This window comes from Desulfonema magnum (genome assembly GCF_017377395.1).
GTDB classification, from domain to species: domain Bacteria; phylum Desulfobacterota; class Desulfobacteria; order Desulfobacterales; family 4be13; genus Desulfonema_C; species Desulfonema_C magnum.
The window spans coordinates 2,927,018-2,945,130 of record NZ_CP061800.1 but is presented as its reverse complement, the minus strand read 5'-3'; the positions used below and the strand labels follow the sequence as shown (position 1 = coordinate 2,945,130).

Annotated in this window: 8 protein-coding genes; 6 read left to right on the top strand and 2 right to left on the bottom strand. The window is 44.5% G+C overall.

Features of this window, described 5'->3' with window-relative positions; translation table 11 throughout:
• Positions 1 to 171 precede the first annotated feature (171 nt).
• From dnm_RS11765 to dnm_RS11755, 3 genes are all read left to right on the top strand, one after another.
• Entirely contained in the window at positions 172 to 2,415 is a 2,244-nt protein-coding gene (locus dnm_RS11765; RefSeq protein WP_207682838.1) for an ABC transporter substrate-binding protein, read from the top strand.
• Between the two features lie 215 nt (positions 2,416 to 2,630).
• On the top strand, positions 2,631 to 6,536 hold the full coding sequence (locus dnm_RS11760; RefSeq protein ID WP_207682837.1) for a mechanosensitive ion channel domain-containing protein: 3,906 nt from the start codon (positions 2,631 to 2,633) through the stop codon (positions 6,534 to 6,536).
• Positions 6,533 to 8,644 (top strand): ABC transporter substrate-binding protein, encoded by a 2,112-nt coding sequence (locus dnm_RS11755; protein ID WP_207682836.1) that lies wholly within the window; start codon positions 6,533 to 6,535, stop codon positions 8,642 to 8,644. Before dnm_RS11760 ends, dnm_RS11755 begins: the two co-directional genes overlap by 4 nt.
• 665 nt (positions 8,645 to 9,309) lie before the next feature.
• Here dnm_RS11755 and dnm_RS11750 read toward each other — a convergent pair.
• Positions 9,310 to 10,644: an FAD-dependent oxidoreductase gene (locus tag dnm_RS11750; RefSeq protein ID WP_207682835.1), complete on the bottom strand. Its 1,335-nt coding sequence runs from the start codon at positions 10,642 to 10,644 to the stop codon at positions 9,310 to 9,312.
• A 1,084-nt stretch (positions 10,645 to 11,728) separates the two neighbouring features.
• Here dnm_RS11750 and dnm_RS11745 point away from each other — a divergent pair.
• From dnm_RS11745 to dnm_RS11735, 3 genes are all read left to right on the top strand, one after another.
• A complete protein-coding gene (locus dnm_RS11745; protein WP_207682834.1) occupies positions 11,729 to 13,042 on the top strand; it encodes a GNAT family N-acetyltransferase in 1,314 nt (437 codons plus the stop codon).
• A gap of 137 nt (positions 13,043 to 13,179) precedes the next feature.
• Positions 13,180 to 14,532 (top strand): MBOAT family O-acyltransferase, encoded by a 1,353-nt coding sequence (locus dnm_RS11740; RefSeq protein WP_207682833.1) that lies wholly within the window; start codon positions 13,180 to 13,182, stop codon positions 14,530 to 14,532.
• A gap of 490 nt (positions 14,533 to 15,022) precedes the next feature.
• Entirely contained in the window at positions 15,023 to 16,252 is a 1,230-nt protein-coding gene (locus dnm_RS11735; protein WP_207682832.1) for an alginate O-acetyltransferase AlgX-related protein, read from the top strand.
• A 107-nt stretch (positions 16,253 to 16,359) separates the two neighbouring features.
• On the opposite strand, the gene dnm_RS11730 is transcribed toward dnm_RS11735, so the two are convergent.
• The gene (locus dnm_RS11730; protein WP_207682831.1) at positions 16,360 to 17,892 is read right to left on the bottom strand and encodes a class I adenylate-forming enzyme family protein; all 1,533 of its coding nucleotides are present in this window, start codon (positions 17,890 to 17,892) and stop codon (positions 16,360 to 16,362) included.
• Between the last annotated feature and the right edge of the window lie 221 nt (positions 17,893 to 18,113).

Below are 18,113 nucleotides of genomic sequence, written 5' to 3'. Positions count from 1 at the left end.
ACAAAAGCCGGATAACAGATAAATCACAAATCACAAATAAACCACAAATCACAAATAAATCACAAATCACAGTGACTGAGATTCAGATATTGAAATTTATTTGAAATTTGGACATTGAAATTTGAAATTTGGTATTACTCGCTGCTCTGAAAGGATTGTAAGAAATATTTTATGAAAAAAGCGATTCTGACAGTCTCACTCATCATTTTTGTTAATGTTGTCGCTATTCTGTTATTTATGCCGGCATCCCCTTTGAAAAAAGAGGTTATTTATATTGCGCTGGCAGGCCCCATGAGCGGTGAGAATAAGGAAAACGGCGAGGAAATGCTCAGGGGAGTCAGATTGTATCTTGATAAAATAAGCAGTCACCCCGGCTTTAAAGACAAACAGGTGGAAGTGCTTGTTTTTGATGACACAGACAAACGTGCTGCCATAAAGATTGCCACTGAGATTGTGAACGAAAATAAGGTATTTCTTGTACTCGGACACTATGGCAGCACCAATTCGGCTGCGGCAGGAGCAATTTACAGAAAAAACGGCATCCCCGCCATCACAGCCTCGGCCACGGAAGGAGCCGTTACTTTTAAAAATGACTGGTATTTCAGAATTATACCGGATAACCGTTTTATTGCAGGCTTTATCGCAGAGTATATGAAAAAAGCCCTGAACAGGACATCGGCAAGCATTATACATGAGGCTGACACATACGGCTCTTCTCTTGTCCGGAACTTTGAAACAAAAGCCAGGGAACTGGGAATCAGTATTCAAAACAAATGGAAAATTGATAGCAAAAGCGAAACCTCGATCCAGGAATTGAAAAATATCATTGGTCAGCTGAGAGCCTCTCAAAATCTCGGAAAGCTCTTCTGTGCAGTCCATGCTTCCGAGGGTGCCGAACTTTCTGCTTCATCAAGATATCCTGGCACTGATTATCCGCTTATCGGACCGAATTCGTTTTCAACGCCTTCGTTTATCAGCAGGTTCAATGATTATCCCCTGGAACAGAAATCACCCGGATACTATTCAGACGGAATTTACACGGTATCACCCTTTCTTTCTGACATAGCCGATAAAGAAGGACTTGCTTTCAGGCAGGAATTTATTGAGAAATATGACAGCGAGCCTTCATGGATTGCGGCCTCCTATTATGATGCCATGAACATTGCCCTCAGGGCTGTTGAAAACGCTGAAATTCAGGGGCAGGATATAAGAAAGGACAGGAGAAAGATCAGAGACGCTCTGACCAGATTTGACAGCAGCGAAATTGCAATAAAAGGTGTAACCGGAAATATTTATTTTGATAAACACGGTAATGCCTCTGGCTCTCTGGCTGTGGGAATCTGGCAGAAGCACAAGCTTTTTCCGGCATTTTGGCAATATCAGGATATGCGAAACAACAACTCGTCATCTGATGTATCTTTTCATCCGACTCAGGCGGGGGACGAACAACAGAGAACATATCAGAAATTATCAGACGATGACATCATCATTGATGAACAAATTCTGACCAAAATCCGGCTGGTCTATGCGGGCATTGATATCAACAGAATTTATAATCTCGACACAGACAGAGGAACCTGCACCGCAGATTTTTATCTCTGGTTCCGCTTCCAGGGGGATTTTGACGACACCCGTATCTCATTTACAAATGCTGTGAACCCGGTCAGACTGGGGGAGCCGGTTATGGAAGATACCGCAGAGGGGAATATCACCATCCGTTCATACCGTGTCATTGCTGACTTCAAAAACTTTTTTGATACATACGCATACCCTTTTGATGAGCAGGCCATACAGATAAGTTTTCGTCACGAAGATCAGCCGGAAACAAAGCTTATTTATGTGCCTGATATTCCGGCATTACCTGAGGTGTCACTTACATCCTCGCGAAAAGAAGATGTTGGAAAAAGGCTCGTCAAACCGATTCCGGGATGGGATATCATGGATATGTCGCTATTCCGGGATGCCGCACATATTGCTGTTCCGGATAAGCAGCGCACGCTTTCCTATTCTCAGATAAACGCTGAAATTTCCGTACAGAGAAAAGGGCGGATATTTCTCTTTTTAAAAAGCTTCTTCTTCATTATCGTAATCACAGTCCTTTTGTATGTTGTGTATCTCATACCGCATGATCAGCTTTCCACTCGTGCGCTGATATTCATACCGTCACTGGCAGCAACAGGCATGGTTCACTATTTGCACCTGAAGCTGACACCGGCATACAAAGTAATTGAACACGCTCTTTTCTCAGGATATTTTCTGGCAGGAATGTCAGCTTTTATATCCATATTAACCCATATAGCGCACAAACGGAGTTTTCCAGGAAAGAGCAGTTTCCTCGTCAGACACGCGGGGAGAATTATTCATATCTCTTTCACCTTAACAGCCTGGTTACTAATCGGGTATCTTTATATATGAAAAAGTGTCAGATGTCACTCGATGATCAAATTTTTTTTCTGTCATTCCTGCTTTCGCAGGAATGACAAGCTTTTTGTCCGAACCGGGTCAAAAAATCTGATCATTGAGTGCCGGGTGTTAAGAAAAATGTTGCGACTTTCATGTCTTGTTGTGAGCGGACCGATCATGGCCGTTCTATATCAGACATGACTCGGATACAGGTTATGAGGTAAGTAATGAAACGTATCAATTATCAATTATCAATTTTGTCAATTGTCCTTATTTTTTGCTGTTCTTTGTCAATGGCTGCGGCAGAAACGAAAAAAAAAGACAAAGCCGGAGAAAAGCCTGAACTGCATAATCTGGGCAATGAGGAATTGCTCGGACAGGCTCAGAGCATTTTTAATCAGGCTTCTGACACCTTTCTTGCCCAGTTACGCGGTCTGAGGAAAAGTGAAAAACTTTTTCAGCAGGCCAGCCAGGAAAGAGCATCACTCATCATACCAGAAGAAACTCCCCCGACATCAGTTGACGATACAGATACTCTCGAAGCTGCCAAAAAGGCTTTGGAGCATGCCAAAGTCCGGCTTGATGCGTTCAATCATCAACTTGAACTGATTCAGGCGGAAAAAACGTTTGCAGACAGACGAATCAGCCAGTTGGAAGCTGCGAAATCAGCCACAGACGCGTTTATGAATGTTATTAACGGACTGGATTTGTTTTTGTTTGAGATCAGACTGCGTGTTGAAGACGGAACTTTATCGCCGGACAAGGTTCCGGATTCGTTCAGCAAACAGAACCTGAAAAAGCAGAAGCAGGAACTTATCCTCTGGCAACGAAAACTGAAAAGAAAAGCAGAAGCAGCTCAGGGAGAACTCAGGAAAGATTCCTCTGCCTCTGAAAAAACAAGGAGCGTCAGTATGGATAATGTATTCATCGGACACTCCCTTAAAACGATTAATTCACATCTGGAGGAAGCAAAAAAAAAACAGATCGAAGCCAAGGCGCGTCATGCCTCTGCTGAAGAAAAATATGCCCGGGAACTGAACCGTCAGACCCTGGAAAAGGAATATTCAGGCCAGTCACCAAGAAGACTCATCATCGGGCTTTCTGAATTACAGGAAGAGCGGGTATGGTTCAGCGGGGCATTTAATCTGTCTTACAGCCGATTCATCAGGGCTCAGGAGAATGCGATTGGAGCAGAGGAGGAGATTGAAGCAATTTCACCGCCTGAGACAACTGAGATACTCCGCCAGGAAGCTGCTGTCCGTACTGAGGAAATGGAACAGGCTGTCAAACAGGTTGATGACATTGCTGCTTATCACTCGGACCGCATCGGAAAACTGGAGGAACTCCGCTCATCGTTGCAATCAGTGGTAAAGCGCGGAGAAATTTTTCTGGGCGACGCGACAGTTCTCAGCGAACATCTTTCCCGAATGCAGGTGCTTGCAAAAATTCTCAAAGATTTTGGAGATGATGGAAAAATCAGACCAGAAGAAATACCGGAGGGCAGCCGATCCGAGGCGCTCGTCATTATTAGTGAGGAGACTTCAAAACTGGTGTCAGATGCGTTATCAGCTATTCAGAAGGCCAAAGGTCAGGTTGATCAGATAGCTCAGGATATTGAAAAATCTGAGAAGGCCCGGGAAGAAGCCAAAGACCGCCTGGCTCAGTTGAAAAAAACTTATGACTCGGCTCAGAAGGCCCGCCAATGGGATGCGGAACTCAAAAATCTCACTGCTCAGGATATCCTTCAGAAATTTCATGAAAGTGCGGAAAAAATTCAGACCAATATGACCGCGTTGGAAAAAGTTCGTGAAGCTTATGAAAAAGCCCGGACAAGTGTCCGAGATATCATAGAGAAACTTGAATCCCTGAAAGACCCTGTGGTGCGTTCTGTTCAGAAGGAATCCGCTGACGAAAAACAGAACATTCTCAGGAAACTCTGGCACCTTGCCGGCATGAAAATACCCGATGAAATCAAGAAAAAAGTTTTACAGAAGCCTGAAACGACTGTCAAACCCTCAGATGCCTTCCAACAGGAAAGGTCAGACGGGCTGAGGGCGCAAAAAGAAGCTGAGACGGCTGTCAAACCCTCAGATGCCTCCCAACCGCAGCAGTATCAGGATTTGCTGTCAGCCCGGGTCCGGGTTATCAGGCAACAGCAAAAATATCGCGTTGAACTGCTGAATGCTTTAAATGCGCAGAATCAGGAAATTGAGAAATATTCAAAAGTGTTATCCGAAGCCACCAAACTCTCGTTGCAATATCATGCAAATGCGGTGGAGCTGAAAAAACGCCTGGGCCGCAAACAACTGAGCAGCCGTGATATCCCGGACACCATTACCGAAGCCTTAAAACGGGACCGGATTACCCGGCTTGAGACCAGGATGTCCGAGCTGATGACTCACCAGACCGAGATTCGGCAGCGAATTGAAACCGTCAGTCAGCCGGATAAGACCCTTGAGGAAAGACAGACTTTGTTGACCGAAACCCTGAGTTCAGTGGGAAAACGGATTGACATGCTCCGAGAATTGGAAAAATTAAATAAGGACTTTGAACGCAAACGGGAGGCGCTTTCCCAAACCGAGCTGCAATCGCTTCAGCAGATGGCTGTTCGCACCATGGAATCTGAAGACACTCCCAAAGAATACCTTCTCAGCTTTGTTCCTTCGGGTCGGGCCAAACACCTGACCATGCTCCTGGAAGCGTATTATCAGGAATTGACAGAACTGGATGCCAAACAGAAAATTCTGAAAAGACAAACACATAAAACAGAACGTCTGATTCAGCTTGCAGACCAGGAAAAAGATGCTGTTTCCAAATTACTGCCATTTCTTCGGAAGCAGATGGAGCAGTTGGAAGTTGAAAAAGAAGAAGCATGGGTAAAAATTCAGGCCCGGCTGATGCCTCAGAAAGCTGAGGAAATCCTCGGCAATTTTGAAACCAAAACCGGGCGACGCCTTCCGCTCCCTCCGCCCATTACAGAAGAGAAAAAAGCTGATACGGTTTTCCGGGTGGCTGATTTTTTCTTCGAGCGGCATATTGAAATTGTTGCTGCAAATAAATGGTTTCGGCTCTTTGAACAGAGACTCTCCGCTACCGGTATCGGGACGGATATCGGCAAATATCAGGACAATCTGGCGGCTCTGAATGCTGAAAACGCCGCGATTCAACGTCGAATCCAGGCTGTCAAGGGACGTTCCCATAAGGAACTGGCAAAGCTGGGCCCGGAAGAAAACCCCCGGACTGCAATTGAGAAGCTTCGTTTTTTAAAAGGTGAGGTCGGTGTATTGCGGGCGGACCGTTATAAAACACGCCGACAGCAGGCGGTCTGGGTCTTTGTCAGACTCGCGGGCATTTTTCTGACGGCGATGTTATTCTCCTGGCTCGTCAAAGGTTTGGTTGCCCGAAGTCTGCGGCGTTATCAGAACGCTGATGGAAAAAAAGAGAGCGAAAAAAATATAACCCTTGCAGCGCTTCTTCCCCTGATGAAAACAATCCTTATATTTATCATATGGGGGGTTGCTATTATTTCCGGATTAAACACGCTGGGCTTTAATGTGGGGGCCATTCTCGCTGGTTTGGGTATTGGCGGTTTTGCCATTGCCATGGCTTCAAAGGAGACCCTCGGTGATATCATCGGTGGCATCAGTATTTTTATTTCCAAATCGTTTAATATAGGAGACGTCATTCTGTTTAAAGGAGAAAAGGCTGAGGTGGAAGAGATCGGTCTGCAATATACGCGATTAAGACAGAATGCCACCAAATTTATGATCACAGTACCTAATTCTCAGCTTTCCCAGAGTGAAGTTATTAATCTCACAAAGTCTCCGGCTTACTTTGTGAATATCGAAATCCCTCTGTCCACTCGGAACACGATGGTTCAGCTAAAGCTGGCAGTAAAATTGCTTACTGAAATCATTGATAAAAATCCTAATACCAAGTTAAAAAACATGCGATTGCGTACTTTTGATAATTACTCGTTTAACCTTGCGCTCCGTTATCTGATTTTGGATATTTCACTCCGCCACACAATGCGGACAGAAATCCATACAGAGATCGTAAGGCAGTTTCAGGAAAATAACATCGAGTTTGCTGTCAGACCATATCTTAATGTTGAAAAATTAGGAGAAATATGAGAAACACCCTGTTAATATTACTTATAATATTCATTAATATTGTTATTTATCTCTTATTCCTACTGCCGGCCTCTCCCCTTAAAAAAGATATAATTTACATTGCCGTAGCCGGTCCTATGGAGGCTCCCGGGGGACAGGCCATGCGAAAAGGGGCTGAACTATATAAGGATAAAATAAACAGCCAGGGCGGTATTGATGGCAGGGAAATAGAATTACTTTTTTTTGATGATAAAGGCGATCCTGAAATTTCTGAAAAAATCGCTTCTGAAATTGCAGATCAAAACAAAGCATTGCTTGTACTCGGGCATTATCGCAGCAACACTTCCGCTGTTGCAGGAAAAATTTATAAAAGAAATGGAATTCCTGTCCTCACCGCATCGGCTACAGAGGAATCTGTTACTTTGGGAAATGAATGGTATTTCAGAACCGTATCCAATAATGCAATGGAAGCGAAATTTGTCGCCAATTATATTAAGGCGGCTCTGAAAAAGCAATCAGCAAGCATTGTCTACAGCAACGATACTTACGGAATATCTCTTTTCCGGAATTTTAAACAGACAATCAGCGAACTTGGAATGAAGATTGAACAAAAATGGGAATGGAACAGGGATGACAAATCAGATGATCAGTTGAAAAAAATTGTCAATGAACTAAAAGCAACAGATGATCCGACGGTTCTTTTTCTGGCGACACACAGCGCCGAAGGCGTAAAAATTATTACCGCATTGAAAAATGAGGGAAAAAGCTGTTCTGTCATTGGTTCTTATGCATTTGCAAGAAGTTTTCTTATTGAAATGGAAAAATATCCCGACAAAGAGTCCCAACTCGGGTATTGTTCGGAGGGCATTCGGTTCGTATCTCCTTTTATGACAGCTATTGGCGGAGAAGAAACCTATATATTCAAACAGGACTTTTTAGAAAAATATAACGAAGCACCCTCGGAAATAAGCGCCTGCTATTATGACGCAATAAAGGTTGCTGTTGAAGCCGTGAAAAAAGCCGGAATTCAGGGCAAAGGATATATACGGGAAGACCGGAGAAGAATAAGGGATGTGCTGGCAAGCTTTTACAGCGAAGATAACGCGGTCAGAGGCATCACCGGACATATTTATTTCGATGAAAACGGGGATGTCAGGAAACATTACGCCGTAGGAATATGGTTACGTCATAAGCCGGTACCTGCGTTTCTGCAATATCAGCAGAGTGATATCGGACGTACAGATAATCTTTTAAAAAAGATTCTGCATGGCGAAACAATACTGCTTAATGGGATATCTATGAATAATATTCGTCTGGTATATGCAGGCATAGATAATCTCAGAGTGAGTAATCTGGATACAAAACATTCGGAATGTACTCTGGAATTTGATCTCGGGTTCCGGTATTCAGGATATTTTGATGATACAACTATCGAATTTGAAAATTCAGTAAGTCCTGTCAGACTGGGGAAGCCGTTGAAAGAAGAACGAACGAAGAATATTACCAGACGGGTATATCGTGTAAAAGCAGATTTCAAATATGATTTTGATTTCCATACCTATCCGTTTGACCAGCACATGATGCCCATACGTTTTCGTCATACTGATCAGACAAAAGACAGGCTGATTTATGTTCCGGATGTTCTGTCTCTGCCGGAGTCTGTCAGCAGTTCTGTCGGAGAATGGAAGATCAGCGAAATATCATTTTATCAGGACATTACGGCAAAAGATTCGAACCTCGGAAATCCGAAATTTTTCGGTTTGTCAAATGTTATCAGTTATTCTCGCTTCAATGCTGAAATCCATATTAAGAGAAAAAACTTGGCTGCTTTTATTTTTTCAAAATTTTTTCCTGTTATTGCAATGCTTTTGATTTTATGTCTGCCTTACTTTATACGACCTGAGCGGCTTCGTAACTATGCACTGATATTCATGTCAGTGCTGATAATAAACACGGTCTGTTATCTCAGATGGTTATCAGCTTTATCCGTAGAATATCTGACAATCCTTGACTATGCTTTTTTCACGGTGTATGTACTGCTCATCATATCTGCTTTTATGTCGGTATTCATTTACAGGCCGCATGATAAGAAAAGGCAAAAAAAAGTCGGGGCCGAAGCTGCTCATTAGAATAACCTAAGAATAGCCTAAGTGATTAATTCCATAAATAATATCCGGATTGCGGCGCAATTTTTCAAGCTGTGCCCGGACAGACTGCAAATTTGTTCTGCATGACTCAGCCCGCGACCGCGCAAAATCAGGTGAATTATAAGTACCCGATCAAAAGTTTTTTATACATCTTTTTTTTCTGTGAACGGCGGAGAAACCCGGCTTTTTCCGTCATGGGCGGCGGACTGTTCTGGTAAAAAAAGCCGGGTTTCTTCCCCGGGAAGATATCGAAAACTTATGGTTAGGTACTTATTTGCCGCCAGGGCACAAAGGCACAAAGTCTCACGAAGTTTTTTTGTGTTTTCCTCGTGTCTTTATGTCTTTGCGGCGAAGGCGGCAGGTCGGATCACATAAGATTATTGTTCATTCCGCCCGGACATTATTATGGGATTCAGCACTAAGGTATCAACTCTTTAACTTATTTGTTTAATATGCCGCCACCACGGGGCTTGACCGGGATCTGCAAACCCTCGGCTGCAAATATGCCGCCCCTACAGGGCTTGGCCGGGGGCCTGCAAACCCGCGGCTACAAATATGCCGCCCTTACAGGGCTTGGTCGGCTCACCCTAAATCCGTTATAATCAGAGCAATCCGTGCAAATCCGTGGTTCAGAGTTTTGTAACCCGTCACATTTTTTTAAGAAGCTGATTTGCGGCTGTAAGCAACGGGTCCCAGACCGGCCCAAAAGGCGGCGCATATGCCAAATCAGACTGGGCAAACTGTTCAACAGTCATTTCAGAGTGAAGCGCAACTGCCGGGGCATTTATCCGATGTGCGGCACCTTCTCTGCCGACCATCTGAACACCAAGAAGACGGCCTGATTTTTTATCCCCTGTCATATACACCCAGATTTTGGAGGCTCCCGGATGGGCATGGGCGCGGGAGCTTGTCCGAATCATCACCTCGGCAGGTTCAAAACCGGCTGCCGCGGCCTCTTCCGCGTTCAGACCTGCGCGGGCCACTTCAAAATCAAACACTTTGAAAACCGCTGTTCCGACTATTCCCTGTAACTGAACATCTCTGCCGCAAACATTGTCTGCCACGGCCCAGCCTGCTCTGTTCGCTCTTAATGCCAGGGGAATCCATGTTTTCTGACCCGTGACCAGATGCAGAGCGTCCGCGCAGTCTCCTGCTGCAAAAATATTTTTATCTGATGTGCAAAGTCTGTTATCTGTGGCAATGGCCTTTTTTACCCCTGTTTTAAGACCAGCCTCCGCGGCAAGTGCGCTGTTGGGTGTCACACCAATGGCAAGCAGAACCATGTCTCCTTCCAGTGTAAGTTCAGGACAAACCACTTTAAGACCGCCGGCTGATTTCTCAATTCTTTCAACGGAATGTCCTGGATAAAGACGGACACCGTGAGATTGAATTTCTTCCCTGACCACCTGGGCCATATTTTGTTCCATCCACGGTAAAAAAACAGGCCGGGGTTTGACCATGTCAACGTCTATATTTCTGGAGCGCAGGGCCTCGCACATTTCAAGGGCAATATATCCCATACCTATTATAACAACTTTTTTCACATGATTTAAAAACCCCTTTATTTTTCTGCCATCTTCAAGGAATTTAAGTGCCATCACTCCGGGCAGGTCCGTTCCCGGAATATCCGGTATAATCGGGGAGGCTCCTGTGGCAATTAATAATTTGTCATATGGAAGCTTAAATGCCTTTCCCTCCGAAGACACACCGCTTACGGTTCTGTCAGCAGGGTCAATCGTTTCCGCGCAATGTCCTGTCAGCACATTGATGTTCTGGTTTTCCCTGAAAACCTTCGCATGTCTTACCACAAGATCATCAATTTCCCTGGCCGGGTCCGCGATATTGTACGGCATCCCGCAGGCACTGTAAGAGACATCCGTTGACCTTTCCAGAACTGTAACATTCAAATCCGGTTTGTTCCGTTTTGCCCTGCTCGCTGCGCTCATACCTGCCGCGTCCCCGCCTATTACCAAAAAATCCATAAATAGCTCCTCTTCATTGTTTGTTTTCAGTGAATATCCTATTCATCTCCAGTTCGCAGTTCCGCGTTCAGGCGGTGTGACACCGCCTGAACGCGGAACTGCGAACTTAGGGAACTCGAAACAAATAATACACCCGATAAAAATGTAGGGTGGGTGGAGCGAAGCGGAACCCACCTTGTGTGTTGGGTTCCGCTTCGCTCCACCCTGCCAATCAATTTGTGCAGTTCCGGAATCAATGTGGTCAGCCACTACATTGACATATTATTCATTCGGAGTTCCCCAATTTTTTTTAGTCGGCATGTAAGAAAGTTCTCTGTTTTTGTATATAAGATAAGATAATATAACATAAACGCAAGACAGAGAAAACAGAAGCAACATCTGAACAAACTTTCCCATTTTGTTTGGAACTCATTGGACAAATGACAAAAAACAGATAAGGTTGCTCTGGGCCGTATGAAAATATCACTTTTTGCTGTTATGTTTTTGCCCGATGCTGTTTCCCCCTTCGACAGGCTCAGGGAACGCCGTGTCGTGAATGCCCCTGACAGATGCGGCACAAAAAGCGGGCAGATAAAAATAAGTGATTCAGACAGCATGGGTTTGCTCTCTCAGAGAACATCCAGCATATCAAATTTATTGACATAAAAATTTGGTGCTGGTATTTTTTTTAAATTATTTTTTTTATTATTTCATAAAATAAATTGATAAGTCAATGGGGTAGCGGAAGTATTTTCTGGGAAAAAAAGTGCATTTGGGAGGTGAAAAAGTAAATCGGGGCAGTCTGTAAATTTAACATCTGAACCACAGATTAACTCGGATTTTACGGATTTCACGGATTCTTTTTTTCCAATCCTGCAAAATCTGCATAAAAAAAATGTCCCTGATAACCTTTTTTGGACATTAATACTTATTAAGGAATGCGAAAAACCAATTTGCTACATGATCCAATTAATTCTGGCGGGTGATCCGAATGTCAGACCGCCGAGGCTTTCAAAACCTCGGCGGTCTTTCATCCGTCAGAACATATTTGGTCATGTAGCAGTTGTTCAGGAACTAAAATTTAAATCAGAAGAAAAGGGAGCTTATGGACTACAATTTTGATCTGATTACCATCAATGACAAAGCAGAATGGAATCGGTTAATGGGACAGTGTCGGAAGGCTGATCTTCAACAGACTTGGGAATACGGAGAAAGTGTAAATAAGTGCATTGAATGGGAACCAGTGCGGCAGGTGATCATCACCAAAGATCAGCCAATAGCCATGACCCAAACTTTGGTCAAAGAGATTCCTGTCATTGGCTGGGTGGCCAGAATGCAGCACGGCCCCATGTTTATAGAAAAAAATGGACAATCTTTTACTCAGGACGCTGTCAATGCCATTGAATTTCTGCGCAGTCACTGGGTTGACGGAAAGCACATGATTCTCCACCTGACCCCTTGTCTGGTGCCTTCTGATTTGCCCAAAAACTGGGCTGAGGAGGCAGAGTTCAAGCTGTCTGATGAACCCCTGTGGAGATCCATCCGCATAGACCTGAGCCAGGATTCCAAAGTCATACATAAAAAAATGAAAAGAGACTGGAAAAAATCCTTACGAAAGATTGAAAAGTACGGCCTCAGAACAGAGGTATGTCATTCCGGACAGGACTTTGATTTTTTCTTGGAAAAATACAAACAGGCTACAATTGAAAAAGGCATTTCCTGGCCATCTTCGGAACTGGTTCAGGAACTTTGGAACGAGGCAAAATCAGTGATGTCCGTGGTGTTTGTCGTTAAAGACGGAAAGCGAATCGCTGCCATGATTTTGATAAATTATGCCTCCACAAGTCATTGCCTGGTATCCTGGAGCGATCCTCAGGCAGCCAAATTTCGAGCTTATAATTTCCTCAACTGGCAGCTCATTCTCCATTTCCAGGAACAAAAATGCCGATGGCTCGATCTTGGCGGCATAGACCCGGAGAATCTCCCGGGCATCACCAGCTTTAAGCGGGGCATGGGCGGCGATGAATACCATCTCGCAGGCAACTTTGTCGCCACGCCCCCGGGATACTCGGACGGGTTAGATGTAACAGATTATCGGCGGGGCCTGGGCCATGTGCTTCCCGGCTTGGAACTGCCCGGGCATGAGGCTGTCGGGGAAGAAGAGGTCAGGCTGAAGGTTGAAGCAATCGTAACTGAATTTATAAAAGAAACGCAATCCTCCGACGTTTTGGAAACCTCGAATATATCCGACCTGTCCCTGATTGACGGCGGCCTGATTGATTCGCTCAGTCTCATCAGTGTGGTCAGGATTCTTCAGGAGACCTTTGACATTGAGATTGAAGTTCAGGATATGACCAGCGACAATTTCAACAATGTTCCGGCCATGGCTGAACTGGTAAAACACAAAATAAATTTATAATATTCAGATTATTATAATTTTATCAACCCTAAACTTCAAACAGGCTCGACATGAATTTTAATTCGTTCAGGTTCGCCTTTTTTTTTATCATTGTTTATGTGTTGTATTTATCCCTGAGTCACAAAAGGCAAAACCGGATGCTGCTGGCAGCCAGCTATGTTTTTTATGGATTCTGGGACTGGCGATTTTTAAGCCTGATCATGGTCTCAACACTGACTGATTTCTTATGCGCCATCAAGATTGATCAGCAAGAAAATAAAGCAGACAGGAAGCGTTTTTTAATGATAAGCGTCGGCGTGAACCTGTCTGTTCTTTTCTTTTTCAAGTACTTTAACTTTTTTCTCGAAAATTTTATCGCTTTTTTTTCCATGGTTGGCATAAACTTTGAGTCCCCCACATGGAAGATTATTTTACCGGTCGGGATTTCATTTTATACGTTTCAGACCCTGAGCTACACCATTGATGTTTATCGCAAACAGGTTCCGGCGACTCGTAATTTTTTAGATTACGCGCTTTATGTTTCGTTTTTTCCCCAACTGGTTGCGGGTCCCATTGAACGTGCGAAAAACCTTTTGCCTCAGATACTCAGTCCGAGAACCATTTGTCACGAGGACATCTCCGAAGGACTGTTCCTGATTTACTGGGGATTATTCAAAAAAATATTCATTGCTGACAACCTGGGTGTTATCTTAACTTTCATTGGCTCCCCGGTTTCAGCGGACGGGTCAGCCGGAGACGGGGGGCTGATTCTGATGTCTGTATATGCGTTCATGTTCCAGTTATACTGCGATTTTTCCGCGTATTCGGACATTGCCAGAGGCACGGCCAAACTCATGGGGTTTCACATCATGGTCAATTTCCGTTCCCCGTTTTTCGCAGCCAATATTCAGGAAACCTGGAACAGATGGCACATCAGCCTGACCACATGGATTCGTGATTACTTGTATTTTCCCCTTGCGCTGATGCGAATAAAGAAAAAACATATTAACGATAAGCTGCTGATCATCATTATCTTTCTGATCATGGGACTGTGGCACGGCGCGGCGTGGAATTATATTTTATGGGGCGGATATCATGGTCTTTTATTAGCAGGTTATGCAGCTCTGGCTTCCAAAATGAAACGCCACCGGCATTCCCGACCGATGCCTGTGGCCGCGGTCTTGCGGTTTCTGTCTGTAATACTTACGTTACATGCTTCAGCGTTCGGACTGATATTCTTTCAGGGCAATTCAATACAGCAGATCGGAGCGTGGATATATCATCTGTTTGCAAATTTCGCGGTAACATCCGCTGCAACAGAAATGTTCGCCAGAATCATTTTTTATGTCTCTCCCTTACTGCTGGTTGATCTGCTTCTTTACAAAAATGACGATATCAAACGGTTTTTCCGCTATCCGGGCGTTGCCCGGTACGGATTTTTTTATATTACGCTTTACCTGATGGTTGTGTTCGGGGAAAAATCTGTCAGTTTTATCTATTTTCAGTTTTGAAACTCGAAAGTTGAAACTTGAAACTTGAAACTTAGGGAACTCCAAATAAATAACATACCCTACGTTCCGGGTATTTTATTTTTGGGGAAATCCCTTAAAACTTAAAACTGATAATTTAGTGCGTGTTTGAAACGTCCCGAGGACACGGTATATTTGTAGCAGGCGGGCATGCCCCGTGTTTCCGAGTCCTGTAAGGACGGCATATTTGCAGTTCGTGTCGCGCCGGATATGCCGTCCCCGAAGGACCTGCAATGCTGTTGACATAGGTAATTCCGAACGGATCCGGAGTGCAAAAATTATATTTTTGCGCCTGCGAAAAAGCATTTTTCGCACTCCGGAGAAAATATCGGAAAACCCGCTGACTCTTAAGTCAACAGCATTGCGAAGGATCCGGGAGGGTACGGGACACTTATGCTGCAAATGTTCTGTACCTGCGGGACTTCTCAAACACGGTCTTAAAATATTGAACTTTTAAAAAGGAGGGGATTTTATGGGAAAGGAGAAAAAAATATCTTGGCGACAAATGTATGATTATTTCAGACACATCAGACGATTTTTATTGATCTGCGGATTATTGGTGTTTCTGGAAATGCTTGTGGCACCGGTTCTGCCCTCTGTTATCCCGGAAACCTGGTATTTTAGAAATTATCTTTCTCTGAAGGAAATCAGGCAAACTCATGATTTCTTCAATGATTATTTCGACATTGAACCGGATGAGCATCGCGGATGGCGCAATCGGGCAAATGCTGCTTATCTGAAAGTCCGGCATGACCGTTTCGGTTCCCGCTCCAACACAGAATTTGTTCCAGGACAACGAAAAAAATGGCGGGTTGCCTTTGTCGGTGATTCAAGGATACATGGGTCTTCTTTCTATATTGAAAACAATCAGACCATCAGCGCGTGTCTGGAAAATAAGGAGATTGAAACGCTGAATCTGGCGACGTCAGGCTACACACTGGATCAGGTATATCTGGCCACAGAAGAGGCTATCGGACGCTTTCAGCCGGATGTGGTTGTCATGGGTATCAGCCCGGATATGTCCAGATCCCTTGACAGCCACTACCTCCCGCTGATGTCCCGGGAACAAATATCCATGCCGCTGCTGAAGTCGCGCTTTGTTCTGGATAATGGTCAGTTGCAATTGCAAATTCCGCCAAATGAAATGCTTCATGATTTGCCTGACAATCCTGAATTGCTTAACTACTTAAAAAAACATGATGCCCGGTACGAGGAATTCAAAAAATTTCAGATATGGGAATCAACACCCATGCTGGCATTCTTATCCATTCTCAAAACCAAATTTGAATCAAAAGCAAATGTCATGGCGAAACAACTGGGTCTGAGCAGGCAGCAGCCTCTTGAAAATTTGCCACTGGTCAGAGAACTGATTAAGAAAACAAGACAGTTAGTTATGAAAAATAAAATCGAACTGGTCTGCCTGCTGATACCCACGGCTGAGGAATTATCAGGAAATCAGTATCTGGCATACAATGAACTTGCTTCGGTTTTAAAATCCCAGTCTGTGAATTTCATAGATGTCTTACCCCTTTTCAAAAATTACTCAGGCACGGAAAGGCTCTTTCATGATACATATCACGGAACTTATGCGGCTCACCAGATTATTGCCAAAGCACTTGATCAAGTGATCAGTGATTTGCCGGATCAAAACTCAATGATGATGGTCAGACAAAAATGCTCGTCATCCCCGGTTATGAGGTAAGGCGATTTCCAGAAATGAATATATCCGTTCGTAGTTCCGCCTTTAGGCGGTGTCGCACCGCCTAAAGGCGGAACTACGAACTGCGGAACTACGAACTTTTTCAAAAATCATCTGAGCAGTGACCTGAGATGAAATCTGTCGGCTTTTCCGGCAGGGGTTCGGGGAATGGCATCCATGATCACAATGCGCTGCGGAAGCTTGTATGCTGACAGATTGGCGGCACAGATATTTCTGAGCTGTTTCAAATCCGGAGCATTGGCATCCGCAGCCGTCTCGATACAGGCGATGATCTGCTGCCCGGAAAAGGAATCCTCAATTCCCAAAACAACGGCTTCCCGGATTCCCGGGGTATTCCGCAGCAAGGTCTCTATCTCAAAAGGATTTATGCGGAACCCCTTGTGCTTGAGAAAGGAACTGATGCGCCCCCTCAGATGCAGGCGGCCTTCCGCATCCAGATGTCCCATATCTCCTGTTGAAAAAAAGCCGTCTGCGTCTGTCAGGGATTTCCAAAGATTTTTTTCCAAGAGCTGACCCGCTGCGACCACTCCGCTTCTGACACGAATTTCCAAAGCTTCTCCCTGATCCGGAGGTGTCAGTTCCTGACCCAGTTCAACGCCGGAAACGGGTGATCCCACAAGTCCTGAAAAAGAAAAGTTTTCTCCCGGTTCAATGGTGAGCCGGGTAACAGTGCCCACAGTTTCAGTGAGACCGTAACGCAGATATATCCTGAGATCAGGAAATTTTTTTTGGATATCTCGCACCAGTCCCTGATCCGCAGGGGCAGTGCCAATGGTCACGGAAACAAGGGCAGGGAGAAGTTCCGGCATGAGCATATTCAGTTCAAGAAGCAATTTGAAATAGCTGGAAGCGGCCAGAATGGCTGTACAGCCATATTGCTGCATCCGGGCCAGATCATTTCCCGGAAGAAAGTGGTTTGACAGATGAACCGGGGAGCCGTGAAGCAGATGTTCCAATACCACAGCCCCCCCGAAAGCGTGAAACTGAGGAACGGGGCAGAAGACATCCTCGCCCGCGAAACTGGATAAAAACGCGTGATTGTTGTTCAGGCAGGCCAGCAGGTTTGCATTGCTGATGAGAATTCCTTTGGGCCTGCCTGTGGAGCCGGAGGTGAACTGGATAAGCACGGTATCAGCTGGAAATTTTGAATTCCCCGGGTTTATCGGATTCCTGGTTCCTGGCCCGCCATTCATGATATCCTCCCAGTTCAGAACGCGGTGTGCTTCATTTTTTTCTGAAGTTTCTTTCAAAGAAAGGATTGTCATGTGTTTCGCCAATGGGTTCAGAATCTGCCGAGCCGCTTCAGGCGATTCGACAACCACAATATCCGGTTGTATCAGGCCAAGATAACTGTGCATCTCATAAGTGGTGGACTTGTTCGGAATTGGAACCACCACAGCATGTTCCGCAAAAGCGGCAAGCTGCACAGCCGTAAAATGAGGCCCCCCCGGCAATGCCAGAAGAATCAGAATATTTTGTCCATCCCTCTTTTTTTCAGCAAAAAGAGGGCGCAGCGCCTCAACCATCTGAAGAAGCTCTCCGTAAGTAACTTGGAACTGCTCGTTAGTCACAGCAATCCGGGTGTTATATGCTTTTGCAATGGATAGAAATCGTTGAAACATTTTTTTACCGTGAAAATATATTTTGAAAAGCCGGGTTTTTTATCTGTCAATATTTTCGTGACCAAGGGCGAAAAACCCGGCTTTTTCATGGGCGTTTATTGTATCAGGAAATTATAAAAAATTACAAAAAGTACAGGGAACCAGGATAAGAAAAGGAAAAAATTCAACTTTTTATCTGATTTTCCTGTACTTTTTTTTTCAATTTTCAATTCTCAATTTTC

Coding starts and splice junctions, on each gene's coding strand:
- dnm_RS11765 (WP_207682838.1), top strand. CDS start 172: ATGAAAAAAGCGATTCTGACAGTCTCACTCATCATTTTTGTTAATGTT.
- dnm_RS11760 (WP_207682837.1), top strand. CDS start 2,631: ATGAAACGTATCAATTATCAATTATCAATTTTGTCAATTGTCCTTATT.
- dnm_RS11755 (WP_207682836.1), top strand. CDS start 6,533: ATGAGAAACACCCTGTTAATATTACTTATAATATTCATTAATATTGTT.
- dnm_RS11750 (WP_207682835.1), bottom strand. CDS start 10,644: ATGGATTTTTTGGTAATAGGCGGGGACGCGGCAGGTATGAGCGCAGCG.
- dnm_RS11745 (WP_207682834.1), top strand. CDS start 11,729: ATGGACTACAATTTTGATCTGATTACCATCAATGACAAAGCAGAATGG.
- dnm_RS11740 (WP_207682833.1), top strand. CDS start 13,180: ATGCTGCTGGCAGCCAGCTATGTTTTTTATGGATTCTGGGACTGGCGA.
- dnm_RS11735 (WP_207682832.1), top strand. CDS start 15,023: ATGGGAAAGGAGAAAAAAATATCTTGGCGACAAATGTATGATTATTTC.
- dnm_RS11730 (WP_207682831.1), bottom strand. CDS start 17,892: ATGTTTCAACGATTTCTATCCATTGCAAAAGCATATAACACCCGGATT.